The 15,836-nt window shown below is 46.5% G+C and carries 15 protein-coding genes and 1 riboswitch; of the genes, 5 read left to right on the top strand and 10 right to left on the bottom strand.

What is annotated here, in order from left to right:
• Positions 1–98 precede the first annotated feature (98 nt).
• Positions 99–980, top strand: a complete 882-nt coding sequence (locus AC5V8P_RS02540) for a LysR family transcriptional regulator (RefSeq protein WP_495473550.1) — start codon at positions 99–101, stop codon at positions 978–980.
• A gap of 26 nt (positions 981–1,006) precedes the next feature.
• On the opposite strand, the gene AC5V8P_RS02535 is transcribed toward AC5V8P_RS02540, so the two are convergent.
• From AC5V8P_RS02535 to AC5V8P_RS02520, 4 genes are all read right to left on the bottom strand, one after another.
• Positions 1,007–1,657 (bottom strand): amino acid ABC transporter permease, encoded by a 651-nt coding sequence (locus AC5V8P_RS02535; protein WP_064796890.1) that lies wholly within the window; start codon positions 1,655–1,657, stop codon positions 1,007–1,009.
• Between the two features lie 14 nt (positions 1,658–1,671).
• On the bottom strand, positions 1,672–2,331 hold the full coding sequence (locus AC5V8P_RS02530; RefSeq protein ID WP_063212365.1) for an amino acid ABC transporter permease: 660 nt from the start codon (positions 2,329–2,331) through the stop codon (positions 1,672–1,674).
• A 72-nt stretch (positions 2,332–2,403) separates the two neighbouring features.
• Positions 2,404–3,234 carry a transporter substrate-binding domain-containing protein gene (locus AC5V8P_RS02525; protein WP_063212364.1) on the bottom strand — a complete coding sequence of 277 codons (831 nt, stop codon included), beginning with the start codon at positions 3,232–3,234 and terminating at the stop codon, positions 2,404–2,406.
• Positions 3,235–3,280: 46 nt separating this feature from the next.
• The gene (locus tag AC5V8P_RS02520; RefSeq protein ID WP_063212363.1) at positions 3,281–4,063 is read right to left on the bottom strand and encodes an amino acid ABC transporter ATP-binding protein; all 783 of its coding nucleotides are present in this window, start codon (positions 4,061–4,063) and stop codon (positions 3,281–3,283) included.
• A gap of 285 nt (positions 4,064–4,348) precedes the next feature.
• Here AC5V8P_RS02520 and AC5V8P_RS02515 point away from each other — a divergent pair, with 285 nt between their 5' ends.
• Positions 4,349–4,816, top strand: a complete 468-nt coding sequence (locus AC5V8P_RS02515; RefSeq protein WP_063212362.1) for a cupin domain-containing protein — start codon at positions 4,349–4,351, stop codon at positions 4,814–4,816.
• 234 nt (positions 4,817–5,050) lie between these two features.
• Positions 5,051–5,131, bottom strand: a riboswitch (cyclic di-GMP riboswitch).
• 50 nt (positions 5,132–5,181) lie between these two features.
• Here the strand turns inward: AC5V8P_RS02515 and AC5V8P_RS02510 are convergent.
• Entirely contained in the window at positions 5,182–6,063 is an 882-nt protein-coding gene (locus AC5V8P_RS02510; protein WP_063212361.1) for an AraC family transcriptional regulator, read from the bottom strand.
• A 595-nt stretch (positions 6,064–6,658) separates the two neighbouring features.
• Here AC5V8P_RS02510 and AC5V8P_RS02505 point away from each other — a divergent pair.
• Both AC5V8P_RS02505 and AC5V8P_RS02500 read left to right on the top strand, forming a co-directional pair.
• Positions 6,659–7,915, top strand: coding sequence for a DUF445 domain-containing protein (locus tag AC5V8P_RS02505; protein WP_063212360.1), 1,257 nt, complete (start codon positions 6,659–6,661; stop codon positions 7,913–7,915).
• A 33-nt stretch (positions 7,916–7,948) separates the two neighbouring features.
• Complete coding sequence (locus AC5V8P_RS02500) at positions 7,949–8,329, top strand: TIGR02328 family protein (protein ID WP_063212359.1); 381 nt, start codon at positions 7,949–7,951, stop codon at positions 8,327–8,329.
• A gap of 100 nt (positions 8,330–8,429) precedes the next feature.
• On the opposite strand, the gene AC5V8P_RS02495 is transcribed toward AC5V8P_RS02500, so the two are convergent.
• The gene (locus AC5V8P_RS02495; RefSeq protein ID WP_064796891.1) at positions 8,430–9,104 is read right to left on the bottom strand and encodes an NAD(P)H-dependent oxidoreductase; all 675 of its coding nucleotides are present in this window, start codon (positions 9,102–9,104) and stop codon (positions 8,430–8,432) included.
• A gap of 189 nt (positions 9,105–9,293) precedes the next feature.
• Between AC5V8P_RS02495 and AC5V8P_RS02490 the strand changes: the two genes are divergently transcribed.
• On the top strand, positions 9,294–9,722 hold the full coding sequence (locus tag AC5V8P_RS02490) for a winged helix-turn-helix transcriptional regulator (protein WP_063212357.1): 429 nt from the start codon (positions 9,294–9,296) through the stop codon (positions 9,720–9,722).
• Between the two features lie 51 nt (positions 9,723–9,773).
• On the opposite strand, the gene AC5V8P_RS02485 is transcribed toward AC5V8P_RS02490, so the two are convergent.
• From AC5V8P_RS02485 to AC5V8P_RS02470, 4 genes are all read right to left on the bottom strand, one after another.
• Positions 9,774–11,021 (bottom strand): stalk domain-containing protein, encoded by a 1,248-nt coding sequence (locus AC5V8P_RS02485; protein ID WP_063212356.1) that lies wholly within the window; start codon positions 11,019–11,021, stop codon positions 9,774–9,776.
• 189 nt (positions 11,022–11,210) lie between these two features.
• A complete protein-coding gene (locus AC5V8P_RS02480; protein ID WP_063212355.1) occupies positions 11,211–11,960 on the bottom strand; it encodes a YcnI family copper-binding membrane protein in 750 nt (249 codons plus the stop codon).
• 31 nt (positions 11,961–11,991) lie between these two features.
• Positions 11,992–13,710 (bottom strand): copper resistance CopC/CopD family protein, encoded by a 1,719-nt coding sequence (locus AC5V8P_RS02475; protein WP_064796892.1) that lies wholly within the window; start codon positions 13,708–13,710, stop codon positions 11,992–11,994.
• Between the two features lie 253 nt (positions 13,711–13,963).
• Positions 13,964–15,814, bottom strand: a complete 1,851-nt coding sequence (locus tag AC5V8P_RS02470) for a bifunctional diguanylate cyclase/phosphohydrolase (protein ID WP_064796893.1) — start codon at positions 15,812–15,814, stop codon at positions 13,964–13,966.
• Positions 15,815–15,836 lie beyond the last annotated feature (22 nt).

The raw sequence follows: 15,836 nt of genomic DNA, 5'->3' as shown, positions 1-15,836 counted from the left end.
TGAAGAAGCGCGAACCGGAACGTTCCGAACTCGCGCTTCTTTTAAACTTTTCATGACATCATTCTGGGGATTCTCGAAGGGAGAGAAGGAAGACGGAAATACGTCAGCTTCAATACTTCATAGCCGTATGCGAGGAACTGCATTTTACGAAGGCTTCGGAAAAGATTGGCATTTCCCAACCCACGCTTAGCTTGCAAATTAAGGCGCTGGAAGAGGAACTGGGTATGACGCTCTTTGACCGTGCAGGCAAGAAAATTAAAATGACAGATGCCGGGAAACTGCTGTTGCAACACAGTGCACATGCGCTCAAGGGATTACAGCAAGCGAAGGCTTCCATTGAGGAGTTGCGTACCGAGCAGCGCGGGAGTTTACGGATTGGTATCGCATTACCGGAACTGGAAGAGCCATTGCAAGAGATGCTTGCCCATTTCCATCGGTCATTTCCTAAAATCAGCTTGCACATCTGTCCATCCTTTGATGTAACAGAACAGCTGCTGGATAACCGTGTGGACGTTGGTATCACGCTACACTCGGGTACAGATGACAGGCTTGTCCAGCTTCCACTTCGCACAGAGAGTTACTGTCTTATTGTCCCGGTAAATCATGTATTTTCTAATCGCTCTTCCCTTATGCTGGACGAATTGAGGCATCTACCTTGGGCGATGCAGCCAGATTGTCATCCCGGAAGGAGGCTGATTGAAAAGTGCTTCCGTGATCGCGGGTATGCCTTTACAACCGTCTTGGAGACAAATTCTATACCTTCCATCCTGAACTGGGTGCGGGAGGGACTTGCCGCAACCATACAGACGGAGTCCCTTGCAGCAGAACTGGATCGTTCACATTTTTGCAATGTACCTATTTTGCGTGGCGTGTCCCAAGGTCAGCTAGAGTTGATTTATCGGTCTGACCGTTATCAAGGAGAAGCAATGAAGCGATTGATTGAACAGATACAAGCTGAATTAACAGAGCGTTCCAACTAGTGGCAACCTGATGAGTACCATGAGCTTTAATGTGTGCGAACCTCCAGCCTGCGTGCAATCAGTGACATACTGTAATTGACGGCAAAGTACAGGGAAGCGGCGAACAGCAGAGCAGGAATGACAAAGGATTGATTTTGTCCACCGACGATCTGAATGTTATGCGTCAGCTCCGGCAAACTGATAATGACAGCCAGTGAAGTATCCTTGAATAGGGAAATGAACTGGCTGACAATGGGAGGCACCATGCGACGGAGCGCTTGGGGCAGAATGATATGCCATAAGGTTTGAGAATAGCTTAGACCGGAGGAACGTGCGGCTTCCAGCTGTCCTTTATGGACCGAATTCAGACCGCTGCGCACAATCTCGGCAATCATGGCTCCCTCGAAGATCGACAGTCCTGTAATGGCTGCCCATTTGAGGGAAATCGAAAATCCGATGGATGGCAAAACCATACCGATGAAGAAAATAATGAGCAATAAGGGCAGGTTGCGAATCAGATCAATGATAAAGGCTGCAACCTGTGAAAGGACGAGTATACGGGTATAGCGCAGGATACCGAACACAATACCGAGAGCGAAGCTGAATAGGATAGCGTAAATGGCGACCTCCAGTGTGAGCAGGAAGCCCTCCAGTATAAAACGCACATTAGGCCATACAAACAATCCACCGAAATCCATACGGGCTTCCCTCCTTAGGATGTTTTGGACAAGCGTCGCTCCATATATAGCACGAGAAAGCTGAGCGGAACCGTCAATACAAGATACAGCAGTGCCGTGATCGCATAGACTGTGATGGGCAGGAAGGTATCTGAGTTAATGAGATCCGAGTAATACATGAGATCCAGTCCAGCCACAATCGCCAGCACGGAAGAGTTTTTAACCAAATTGATGAATTGATTGCCGATCGCAGGCAGTACAATTTTAATGGCTTGCGGTAAAATAATGCTGATCATCGTCTGGTTGTAATTCAGCCCGGAGGACCTTGCCGCTTCAAATTGTCCTTTAGGTACAGATTGAATGCCAGCACGTATAGCTTCTGCAATAAAAGAAGCTGTGTAGACAGTCAACCCAAGGGTGCCAGATATAAAGCCGTCCAAGGGGATGCCTAAAGTGGGCAGACCGAGATAAAAAAACAGCACGACGATCAGCAATGGAATATTGCGAATGACCTCTACATAGACAGTACCGACCCAGTTTAACCATTTAAAAGGTGCAATTCGGAAGATGGCAATGATAGCCCCCAGAATAAAGCTTCCGATCAAGGCAATGACACTAGCTTGAACGGTATGAAGCAAGCCTTCTCTGAAGCGGTCACCATGATCGAAAAGTACGTTGATATCAAAAGTAAGCATCTACGGATATACCTCCTTTTCCCTTAACTAAGAAAGGAAGGAGCACGCATTCGCGGCTCCTTCATAAGTTCCTTATTCGGGCTTAACCCCAAACCATTGTTCGTGGAGCTTATCGTATTCACCGTTGCTTTTCAGTTCCTTGATCGTATCATTAATGGCTTGCAGTAGTTCGGTTTGCCCCTTTTTCACTGCAATGCCGTAAGGTTCCTCTGTGAAGTTTCCGCCTACTAGGGTATAATTCGGATCTTGCTGTTGCATGCCAAGCAGAATAGAGTTATCGGTCGTCAGCGCTTGCCCTTTGCCTGCCTTTAGGGCATTGAAGGCATCCTGATAGTTTTCAAATTCCAATATCGTTGCTTTGGGTGCCTTTTCGCGGATATTTTTTGCAGAGGTAGAGCCTTTAACAGCGAGCACCTTGGTGTCGGGAGTCAGGGACTCCAGACCTGTGATCGGGCTTCCTTTTTTCACGAGCAGGGATTGCCCTGCATTAAAGTAGACATCGCTGAAATCGACCTGTTTTTTGCGTTCATCCGAAATGGTCATCGTGGCGATAATAGCGTCGATGTCCCCGTTTTGCAGTAGGGTGATTCGTGTTTTGGATGTGACTTCCTTGAGTTCGAGCTTGGTTTCATCACCAAAAATATGCTTGGCAACAGCCTTGGCGATGTCGACATCAAAGCCCTCGACTTTCCCGCTAGCCGGATCTTTTAGTCCGAATAACTTGGTGTCGTACTTCACCCCAACGACCAGTTTGCCACGCTGTTTGATGGCTTCCAGCCCGTTGGGAGCTGCTGCCTCATTCCCCGACGTTGCTGCTTCTTGTTTGCCTCCACAACCTGCCAAGACGAGCAGACAGGATAATGCAACCAGCACCAAAGTACTCCACTGAAATCTTTTTCTCATCAAAATGATCCCCTTTCAATTTTTATTCCAGTTAATAATAGTCCGTTTAATGATGAATCAGACGGCTCAGAAACAAACGAGCCCGTTCTTCACCCGGATTCTGAAAAAACTCAGCAGGCTGGCTGTCTTCCAAGATCTGTCCTTTGTCCATAAAAATCACGCGGTCAGCCACTTCACGAGCAAAGCCCATTTCATGAGTGACGATGACCATCGTGATGCCTTGATGGGCAAGCGAGCGCATGACATCCAGCACCTCTCCGATCGTTTCGGGATCCAGAGCTGAAGTCGGCTCGTCAAACAGCATAATTTTCGGATTCATTGCAAGTCCGCGGGCAATTGCAACCCGCTGCTGCTGTCCACCGGACAATTGGGCGGGGTAGCTCTGTGCCTTTTCTTCAATTCCGACACGCTTCAGATAGGTGAGGGCAGTTTGAATAGCTTCTTCTTTCGGGATGCCCAGTACCTTCATCGGTGCCAGTACAATGTTCTCAATCACCTTTTTGTGGGGATACAGATTGAAATGCTGGAACACCATCCCGATATTGCGGCGGAAGGCGTTAATATCAATCTTTTTGTCATGCACGGGGACATCGTTAACGATTAGCTCCCCATCAGATATCGTTTCCAGACGATTGATGCAGCGAAGCAGGGTGCTTTTACCTGAGCCGGAGGGACCGATGATGACAACGACCTCGCCCTCCTTAATCTGAAGATTGATGTCTTTAAGTACATGAAAGTGACCGTAATGCTTGTTGACATTGCGAAATTGGATCAGAGAGCTCACCCCTTTTTTTGTCTTGGATACATCGCTTTGCAGACAGACTGACATGATGTAGTTCTATTAGAATTTTAAAAATTTCTCTCATGATACTATAAGCTTACAATAAAAAACAAGATTTTATGTTAGTAAACTTAACGCAAAATACGTTTTTGACTGTTTTTTTACTAGTTATTTGTTATTTATATGATGGAAACGAATATATATCCACAATTTAATGTTATATAATTTGACATTAATTATGAAACCTCGACATGCAGAGGGAGAAACGTGACAAAAGCAGCGCTATGTTTTACAGTAGGGGAGAAGGAATTTAGGGTAAAGGAAGGATAGACAATGACGAAAGCTATTTCACCGCTAGTCACGGCATTGGGCATGGAGCCCCATCCAGAAGGCGGCTGGTACAAAGAGATGTGGAAGGCCAATTTTCAAATTCCGAAGCCTGTATTGCCGGATGTGTATTCCGGTCCGCGCTTTGCAGCTTCGTCTACGTATTTCTTGCTGCATCCGGGTGAGTTCTCCGAGTGGCATGTGGTCCATTCTGATGAGCTGTGGCTGTACCATAGCGGAAGCCCTATAGAGTTGAAATTGGGTGGAAGCGGAGAAGAGCCTGGCGAAGAAACAATAATTATCGTCGGTGCAGATGTGGAGGCAGGACAGCATCCACAAGCACTCGTACCGGGAACAGTATGGCAAACAGCACGCCCCCTGGGGGATGAGCCTGTATTGGTAACCTGTGTTGTTGCACCAGGCTTCCACTTTGATGATTTCAAGCTGATTGCAAAGAATTCAACTGAATCATGATATGAACCATGGCGGGTGTATTTCTGTGGATGAGCAGGAATGACCCGCCTGATTTATTTTTTCATGCTCCAAGTGATTCTCCTATTTGAAATTAATATATTCAGCCTACTAGACAGACATGACTATCCCAGTAGAAAAAAACCTTGATCACAGCGAACAAGGTTTTTTCATCGAGAGAGATAGTAATTTTGTGATGGAGCTATGTAAAAAAAGGCATAATAAAAAGCCCGTTCACCTGGTAACTGGCTGCCATCCGAGTAGGAAGGCCCTATAGTTTTGCGTCACTGTCTTTCGACAGCTTTGCCATTAGCTTGAATAGCTTATGCGTCTATCATCTATCAAAAGGAATTTATATGATCTCCCATTTACAGTTTGGAGCGGCTTCCCCATTTTTTGCGGAAGGAGTGAGGTGTTTCCCCTATGTGTTCCTTGAATAAATTAATGAAATGGCTTGTATTGGGAATTCCAACACACCTCGCGATATCCACAATGGACATGTCACTGGTTTTAAGCCATCTCTGGGCTGCTGTGATCCGAACATTAATGAGATAATCAATTGGAGAAAAACCAATTTGTTTTTTGAAATTTTTAGCAAGATTAAATTTGTTTAAATTGAACATGTCTGCTAGCGAGTCCAGTGTAATTCGCTCACAATAAGACTGATCCAAATAATCCTGCACTCGACGTACTTCGCTGAGCGTTCCATCATTTACATGCCGATAATCATAAGGATGCTGCAAAATGTACGTTAGTATTTCACCAATGATTCTGGACGTTAGCAGTTCTCCGGAAAGGCTTCGATCAGACTGCCCGCAGATTAGAGCATGTAGCTTGTCCAATATAATAGACGGATTGTGTATGGATATTACCGGTTTACTATGCTTGGCAAATTGTTCGTAAAAATGCTCGATCAGATTGCCGTACAGGTACAAGCTGATAAACTCCCAGGCTTCATGATCGGAGGTGCTGTATTTCACATATTCCTCGCAATTAATAAAAAACAAATCATGAGGTTTTAAAATATATTTCTTGTCCCGGTACAGCAGTTCCCCCTTACCAGATAGTGTGAAAACAAGCAAAAAGGAGGTGAGCTCTTTCCTTTCTATTGTGAAATCAGAGGTTTTTTGGAAATATCCTAATTCCTGAATATATAAAAGGGATTGCTTGGCAAAAGCGGAGGGAGTGCGCACAATTACGACAGGTTCGCCGTTCCAGAGGCCCTCATTGTTTTTTTTGTCTGTTGTCATATTCAATTCCTTTACAAAAAAGCAATTTTATCTAGCTTGTCTTGGTTTGATTTACCAATATATAATGGCTGATTAAACATGATTTACTATTTAATAAAAGTTTATTTTATCACATTAAATATGTCTATATATCAAAATATGTGTGTGACTTTTATTGAAGCCTCGCTTCTCATGGATACTTAACCTGATTATACGTATAAAAGGTCGAATATTGTTGAAAGAATTCTGGGGTCATCATGGATTCAAATCCTTTCTGGGGTCAAATATAGAATTAGTGTAGAAAAAAATATCTTACATGCCCATTCAACTTTTCCATTCATTTCTCCTTTCGGTTTAAGAAATTTAGGACTTGGTTCTGATAAAATGGTTCATAAGGCTTATTATTAAAAATGAGAGTTTATACCCAGTGTTGTGATTTGCTTCACGAACGTGAATGTAAATAAGAGAGATATATGCATAAAAAATTACGCAAAAAATGTCCTTATGTGTTGAATTAAAAGCGTTCTCAACTTTGGAAATTACACAGGCAATGATATGATGGGTAATACATGTAGAGTGCACTACTTATTTGATAGTCAGTTTGGAGGATTACAGGATGGGAAAATCAAAAAATACGAAAACCGCAGCGGCTTGGTCGCTCGTTATTCTGGGGGCAGGCTTTGCAGCTACGGTGCCTTTCCAGCAATATGGCTGGGCTCGTTTGTTAGCCGGAGCCTTTGAGGCAGGGCTAGTTGGGGGGCTGGCTGACTGGTTTGCTGTCACTGCATTGTTCCGTCATCCGCTAGGTATCCCGATACCCCATACGGCGCTTCTCCCCAAAAATAGGGACAAGCTCACGAATGCACTGGTGAACACAGTGGAAAATAACTTGCTGAACAAAGACAGTATTGCTTCTAAAATTGCGGACATTCGTTTGGCGGAGCTGGTACTGAATGGTGTGGAAAAAGGATTGCGTACACCAGAAGCAGCAGCATCGATAGATATGCTCGCTAAGCGGCTCGTTCAGTCGCTCCCACTCACGGAATTGACCCCGATTATCGTGGCTGAGGTCAAGCGACAGGTGACGGACATCGACGTCGGACCGCTACTGGAGGCTCTTGCTCGCCAATCCAGTGAGAAGGGCTATGATATTCGCGCACTGGATTACACGCTGGAGCAGGTGGAAGCCTGGCTTTCGAGACCGGAAACGGGCTATACGCTGGGCGCCTTAGGGATGCAGGCTGTCAGCGGTTTGCAGGTAAGCGGGCTGATGCAATTTGCCTTGAACGCTTTCCTCGGCTATCTGAACGAAGAGCGCATGGGTGAAATGATTCGTCATTTCCTGCTGGATCAGGTAGCAGAGCTGCAAAGGGAAGAGCATCCGCGCCGTCTGGCAGTGATCGACGGTCTGAGAACACAGGTGACCCGATTGGCAACAAAGGATACAGTTCAGGAAGGACTGAACGGCTGGAAGGATAGCCTTGTTGAAGCTTGGGAAGGCGAAGCGTTAGTACTCGGTAAAATGGAAGAACTTCGTACCCGCTTATTGAACTATATGGAAGATGGAGACTATGTGCCAACCTACATTTTGCCGCTGTTGGATCGGATGCTGGCCGATTTAAGAGGGAATACGGAGTTGCTGGACAAAATCAATGCACGGATTGTGGAAGGAATAACTAGTCTTGTGGAAGCTAACCATAGCCGGATTGGTAATCTGGTGCGCGAAAATGTAGACAAAATGGATAACAAATCCTTGATTGCACTGATGGAGGACAAACTGGGACAGGATTTGCAGTGGATACGTATTAACGGGGCTGTAACAGGCTTCCTGATCGGTATTGTGCTGACAGGTATTCGTATGCTAATCCAATAATACAGAAAAAGCTACAGATAAGGTTGTGGGAATATGAGGCTTTGGCATGAACAATTAATTGGCAAACTGCCTCGTCCGCAACTATTGGGACAACATCGTGAGTGTTGTGCCCTGCGGGGGAACGGATGGGGAAAGCCACACGCCACAGTGAATTATGTGTTCGACTATCACCCCATGCTGCTGGTGCGCTATCATAAGCTCATTATGGACGAAATGAAAAGCAGAGGATACAAGGTTGATCCACTATGGGAACAGCCGTTGTATCGCGGTAAGCAGTGTGAACCTTGGAGGACGGAGCTAGGCAAGGAGCTGGCAGGCGCGGGCGCATATGAGGAGCATGATGACGAGTATATGAAGGAGTGCCTGGATAACCTGGCTTCGAAAGGAATTTTTATAAAGATTGAAGTATTCTAAAAAAAAGCGGGCTACGGTGTGTTCATCACTTAAGATGGACACCGCAAGCCCGCTTTTTAAATGCTTTAACCTCCTGAATTTTTGGGGGATGGGTTTTAGGTTACAGAACCCAGCGTGTGATCTTCTCGAGAGGTTGTCTGGATTTTTCCCGCTTGGGTTCATGAGCACGATAACCGAAGGCAGCGATGACTGAAATATCCAGCAGTCCGTTCTCCAGCAGTCCTTCTTCCTCCAAAATGGCATGCACCTGATCATAGTTAAAGCCTTCAATTGGACAGGAATCAATGCCAATCTGAGCAGCCGCTGTCATCATATTGCCCAAGGCAATATAGGTTTGCTTGGAGGCCCAGTCAAATAACGTGCGTTCGTTTTCCAGCAGGCGTTGACTTTCACCTTGGAAAATCTTATAGCGGCCCGGTAGTGAGGCAAAGTCTTCGTCAGACATACCCTTAACCTCTTTATACATGTACTCTACGTAAGGAGAATCATAGCGGACATCCTTACGTGCCAAAATCAGAACGACATGGCTGGCCGCTGGGATCTGCTTTTGACCGCCACTGGACACTGCCGCCAGCTTTTCTCTCAATGCTTGATTTTGTACGACCACAAACTGCCACGGTTCAAATCCTACAGAGCTAGGGGAGAGGCGTCCGGTTTCGAGAATAAATTGAAAATCCTCCTCCGGTATGATGCGATTAGGATCGAATTCCTTCGTGGCATGTCTGAATAGAAAGGCATCCAGAATTTCCTGCTTTTTAGCTGATGTATTGGACATAAAATGTACTCCTTTTGATATGGGATTAGTTGGTGCTCTATGGGTTTTCTGCTACTATAATGAGAGCTAATATCGAATATATAGTTATCATATAGAAAGTTTTTGCAGGGAACAAGTACGCACATATTTGTTCCTTGTCATACGTCTGAGGCTATTGATTACACATTCTAGCAGAAAGAAGGGGTATACATGGCACAGGAGACGGAACATGCGGTTAGCGTTAATTTTGGATGTCCGGTAGCCAAAACCGTCGGGGTGATTGGAGGCAAGTGGAAGGGGGTCATTTTGTATCATTTGACCACAGGACCACGGCGCTATAACGAAATTCGACGGACCTTGCCTAATATTACACAGCGGATGCTAACCTTGCAGCTGCGTGAATTGGAGAGAGATGGCATTGTACACCGTGAAATTTATAATGAGAACCCACCCCGTGTAGAATACTCGCTTACCCCGTTGGGAGAAACGTTAAGGCCGTTGCTGGATTTTATGAGAGACTGGGGGATCTTCTATGGAGAACAGGGGTGCGAGCCTGTATCGACAATTTCCAAATCAGGCAAGGTTTTTGTTAAAGGACATGAAGAAAGCCCGCCAAATGATTTCATAGAAGACGCATAAGAAATCATTAGCGGGCTTGAATAAGGACGGATTCCTTTTACAAAATGGACACTATTTAAACTCGATCGATTCGCTTATCTTCGCCCAGGCCGTTTCTCCAATGATACCTAGACGCCAGATGGCGATTCCCTTGAGGTCATAACGTTTGGCTAAACCGATCTTGGCGTTAACGGTGCTGTCTTTTTCGCTCCCCATTGAGATTCCCAAAATGAGCTTATCACGCGAGGTTTCCTTCAACGCCAGCTTTATAGCTTCGTCCACTTTATCCAGTGGCTCAGGCGTAGCCTTTTGTCCGTAATCATAAGCCATAATGATCAGATCGTCCGCCAGATTACCCAGCGTCTTGTAATCATAGCCAGCGTAAGAGCTATTCAGCGGATGCAAAACGACGGTGAGCTTGAGTCCAGCTTGATGCGCTTTGGCTGACAACTTTTTAATAAAGGCGTTGTAGTCGGAACGAGCTTTGGACTTATCGCCGCTCCATCCCAATCCTTCAAGGTCTAACGTAATGCCCTTGAACTGCTTATTGGTGGCAGTGCTGACGATTTGAGAAATGGTCTGTTCTTGAAGCTGCGCGCTTTCCAAAACCTTAGTTAGTTCATGATTGCCGTCGACAGAATAAACCATAAGGTAAGGGGAAGTCCCCTGGCTATCTGCCTCCTGTAGAATAGACTCAGGTGTTACAGCTCCGGCAGCTTGAGGCCATTTATATTCTTTGCCGGTCGTCGTGAACTGTCCGTTCGTATCAATTCGGCTCCAGCCAAAGGCAACGGCATTAAAATTCGGTATTTTCGATTTTTGGTCAAAGGAAGACAGTGCATAAAAGCCCACAGTATACATAGCTTCACGTGGCGATGTAATCGAGACCGTTCGCGTTCCCTGATTCCAGTTCACTGTAGCTCCAAACTGCTGCCCGAAAAAGCCCAACGGAATCATTGTGCTTCCGCGTACGGTTTGCGGTGCAGCTGTTAGTTGAACGGTTTGTCCGTCTACTGTGGCATCGCGGCTTCCCATTTTGAGAACCACCTGCTTGGTTGCATTGCCTTGTGCTTTGGTAGCGGTGATGCTTTGGCTGGCTTGATCCCATTTTACGGTAATGCCCAGAGCCTCAGAAATAGCGCGAAAAGGAACCATCGTCGTACCGTTCATCATGGCAGGCTGTACAGGGAACGGCAATGGATATCCGTCCAGCATGATGCTGATCTTCCCCGCCTCCGCTTGTGCCATAGGGCTAAAGACACCCGCTGCGGTACTCAAAAGGATAGCGCTAGATAACAGAGCCTTATTTACGATTTTCATCCTATGATCTCCTATGCTCAATAGATTGCAATGCTATCATGTTAGAATCGTGAGGTTTCTATCATTTTACCAAAAAAATGATAGAAAGGTGAATGTGAAATGATAGGATGAGATCATTATAAAAAAAACTGGTGCCTGAATGAATGGCACCAGCTTTTTTACATGTAAGGCTTTGTTGTCATGAATGAATTACTTGCGGCGTTTGAGTGCAATGCCTACTGCTGCCGCACCAAGCACGACTGCGATGATCGAGAGGACCAGTGCTGTTGTCTGTACAGCAGAGCTGGCTGGAGCAGAAGCGGCAGACGTAGCCTGAGCAGCATTGTCCGAGGTCGTTGCCGAGCTGCCGCTATCTTCAGCTGTATCTGTGCTCGCATGGCCCTTTGCTGTGCCTGCTGAATCATGTCCGCTGTCTGCGGCAGAAGCAGAAGTCTCGGGTGTGGCATTCGCTGTAATTGTGGTAATGGAATGAGGATTGTTACTTCCTTCATCACCGGTCCATTCCACAATACTTCCGTCACTGTAATATTGGAAAGCATTCCAGGCTGCTGTGGTATTCTGGTCTGCATTTTGGGCGACAAAGCTGAAGCGTTGATACTGTCCCGCTTGAATGCCGTCTTTTTCAGTCGTCCAGGTGACGGTGGTTATTTTGCCAGAACTGTCTTTTTCGGTGGCCACCTTCCAATCCGGTACAGGCTCGTATTGTTTGAAGACGACCTCTTTAGGAACTTTTAAAGCGACTTTGGTGGTTGGAATGTTTTTTTCCACAGGTACTTTCAACGTGTACGTTTCCCACGCATTAGGCTGTGAAACGGAAGGCTTGACCGTCACATGCGCACTGGCCATACCTGCAAAAAGCAAGGCACCAGCCGCGATTAAGCCCATAGAGGTGGCTAACCTGGAAAACCTGGATTTTGCTGTTTGAATCGTTTTATTCATCTTTATTTCGCTCCCTTATAACATAAAATAATTATTTTTTACCGCCTACCTGTAGAGTGAATTCCGCGTCAACTGCATCGAGTGATGCCGTCAGGGCATGTACCTTGACCGCCCATGTTCCTTCGGAGGTTATCAATTCCTGACTGCGGAAGGGCTGTTGCTGCTTCACAGGCAGAACAAATTCCTGTTGGTCTTGGTCAGGATTGGCTGGAGTAAGCGTTAATGTGACCTGCTGGATACCTGAAACGGCAGCACCCTTGCTATCCTGAACGGATACCTTGAATTCATTGCTGCCCACAGCATTTGGGCTAACTGCCAGTGTAACGCTGTATTCGCTAGTAGTGCGAGTCTCCTCAAACGGTACGGCAGGTGCCTGACCGGGTGACAAGTGAGTGAGCACTGCTGCCAACAGCGTGACGAGCAGGCCGACGGACAGCTCGGCACGCAATCCTCCGGCGGCTCGCTTGCTCGCCGCTGCTTGCCGAGCGCTGCGGAACTGGCCGGCTGCAAAGACCAGCATCACTAGCAGTAGCGCTGCTTTGCCGAGCAGAACGAGTCCGTAGGACGTGTTCAGCAGCATGGAGGGAGTCGGTATGTACAGCACGGCTCCATATATACCAGTGGCAAGCAGCGTCGCCACCATAGCCATGCCCCAGCCAGCGAAGCGGCGCAGGGCGGCTTGTCGCAGAGTTGCCTGCTCGGGTACAGGAAGCTCCGATCCGGCAACAGGCAGGCACACCACCATGACGGCAAGCGAACCGATCCAAAAGGCAGACGCCGCAAGATGAACGAAATCTGCCACAATGGCTGGAGCCGGATGGGTAGCCGCTGCTGGATGCCCGACAAAAGCCTTAGACAGCATAAGGCCGAGCGTTAGTAGAACGGAGCAGTATCCCCACACATAGCGCTGACGATTGGAAATGCTGGGATCGATCGCATAAATTAGCGTTACGCTCAAAAGCAGCACGAGAATCATCTGGATAAACCAGATTTGCCCCGCCCCCGTAAATTGAAGGGCTTCTCCCAGAATGGGGAGTGAAAAGCCCTCTCCGATGGATACTCCGGCATCCCAAGACGCCTGAAGTGGTAGGCTGATTAAAATGGCGGCAGACGTTATGCCGTAGCCACTCCATAGCAGCTTAGTCCAGCGGGGTAATGTGTCAGAGGGCCGCTGACTAAGCACCTGCTGTTCATTGCGGTTCTGGTCCCGGTTTATGCTTGGTAAGAGGAACAGCCGGAAACAAATCGCTCCAAAAAGCAACGATAGCCCTATGTAAAAAAGCCAACGGACAGCGATTAAGTCGATTCGTGATGTCCCAGAGCCTTCAGAAGCGGTAGCTTGATGGGGAGATGTATTGGAACCGCTGCCTACTTGAAATGGAATCACTCCATTGACTGGATGTCCATCTGCGGACAAAGCTCTCCAAGTGATGGTGTAAATTCCACTTTTCATCCCTGGAATCAATTGGATTCCCATGGTGGATGGGTGCTCTGGGTTGAGCTGTGCTTTTCCTGTGTCGACCCGCTTGCCTGTTTCATCGGTCACTTTGATGGACATGAAGGCAGACTGCAAATCTTCGTTGAAGGTGATGGTCACCTGGGAAGGAGACTTGTCCAGAACCTGATTTTCGGTTGGACTGGATTCAACGACAAATGCATGAGCCCATGATAAGTGAGGAAACAGGAGCAGAAGAGGGAGACACAGCAATAAAAGACAAGCCACACGGGCTGGTCTAGACAGTTGCAACATGCCTGTGAAGTCACCTTCTCTCGATTACTTGAAGCGAGGATATCCTCATTTGTAGCATTTTATACGGACAATCCAATTCCTATCTTAATCATAGTGCATATAACGGGAATAGATGGTGCGAATTATGACATTTATATGAAATTTGAAATAATCTGCAGTATGCAAAATGCCTATTATATGAAAAAAACTACCGTAACTAAAATCCAGGGGATTTCGTTCACGGTAGGTGGTAAGATGAGGAGGCTATAAGACATTAGAGACCTGCTTCTACAGACTGTGTGAAAGCAGGTTGTTTATGTTGAATATATTGGATAAAAATAGCCGTTAGTTCGGGATCGAATTGGCTACCTGAACAAGTACGCAATTCTTCGATGGCCTCCTCGAACGTTTTGGTCGGTTGATAGGGACGCTCAGTTGTCATCGCATCAAAAGAGTCGATAATTGTCAGCATCCGACACAGCCTTGGGATTTGCTCACCCTTAAAGCCAAACGGATAGCCTCCCCCGTCATAACGTTCATGATGCAGCTCCACAAAAGGAACTAAATCTATGAATCGTTCGTTGGCCTCGACAATACGCTTGCCCCACATGACATGGGCTTGTACCATCCGCCATTCCTCGCCGGATAGCTTCTCTTTTTTATTAAGGATATTCCAGGGTATTTCCAGTTTTCCGATGTCATGAATGAGAGCTCCCAGTAAAAAACGCCGCTTCTCCTTCGGCCCGAGCTGAAGCACATCGCTCATGTCGGCTGCATATCTGAATACCCGTTTGGAATGCTTGAAGGTGTTAATATCCTTGTACAAGAACAGGTTAAGCTGCTGCTCCAGATCACGAATATCCTGTCCCAGATCGACCTCGCGTTCCACTTCATTTAGACTGCCGTGGGTATGAACGATGTTTTTGCCTTGTTTCTTGGCGTAGTACAGTGCTTTATCCGCTAGATCGACCAGCTGTGATTTGTCGTAGATGTCAATGCGGCTTTGTGCAATGCCTGCGGAGAAGGACAGACAACCGTGTGGGAAGATTTCGACTCCCTCGTAACGAGAATCATTCAGTTTTTTGCGGATAGCATTGACTTTTTCATAGGCTTGTTCAGCGGTATGATCGGGCATAAGCAGAGTGAATTCTTCTCCACCATAACGGGATACGGTAATAGGAGTGCCGAACGTTTCCTTTTTAAGAAACTCACCGAGGAAACCCAGGAGTTGGTCGCCCTTGAGATGACCGAAATGATCATTGTATTTTTTGAAATCATCAATATCAATCAGCGCGAGACTTAGGGGAGTGTTCTGCGATCTGGATACATTCAATTCAGCTTCAAGTGTATTTTCAAAGTAGCTATGATTGTACAGTCCTGTTCTGCGATCTGTGTTGGCTTTTTCCTCAATCTCACGATACATTGTGAACATTTGCTTGAATGCGTGGGATAAGAGCATGCTTAGCCCCAGGAACAACAAAAGTCCTAAAATGCCGTTATAATAAATCAGCGTGGTCAACACCAAAGACAGGATGAGTGTACATAAGTATACAAGTAGGGATTCGGCCAAAAAAGCTTGTTTGAGCTCATTGAAAGACCCTTTATATGCGACATAAAAGTAGATGCCCAGGGTGATTGTGTTCACCGTAAAGTAGCAGATTAATGCGAGCAGGTAGGAAGCAAAATGGTCCTCGCTTAAGGCTCCCTGCGTTCCGCCGCTTAGTTCGAATACGGTGGAAGACAGGAAGATAGCAAGTGCGTAAATGGAAAAATTGACGGCATGCTTCCACCAGGATAGCTCTGTGTGCCGAAACGCAGCAATGACCACATTGAACAGCAAAATCAAAATGGCGATTTCAGTCCCATGCACAAAAATACAAGCAAGATACACGGAGGAATCCATGGACTGCTTGTTACTTGCTGGTGGTAGCTGGAATGTAAAATGCTCCAAAATCAGAACTGCTCCCAACAGGGAATAGATTTTGACCCACTCTGTCGTCGAATAATACAAAAAGGACCAATGGTTCGAATACAAGAGGACGATCAGGCCTGCCATGCATATGAAAAACACGTATATTCCCGTCGTGGTAACCCGTTCTTGCAGCTTTTTTAATATACTCATCATTTCTTCTCCTGCCTTGTCGTAT

The organism is Paenibacillus sp. N119s, assembly GCF_059447605.1.
This window is presented reverse-complemented; position numbering and strand designations above follow the sequence as displayed.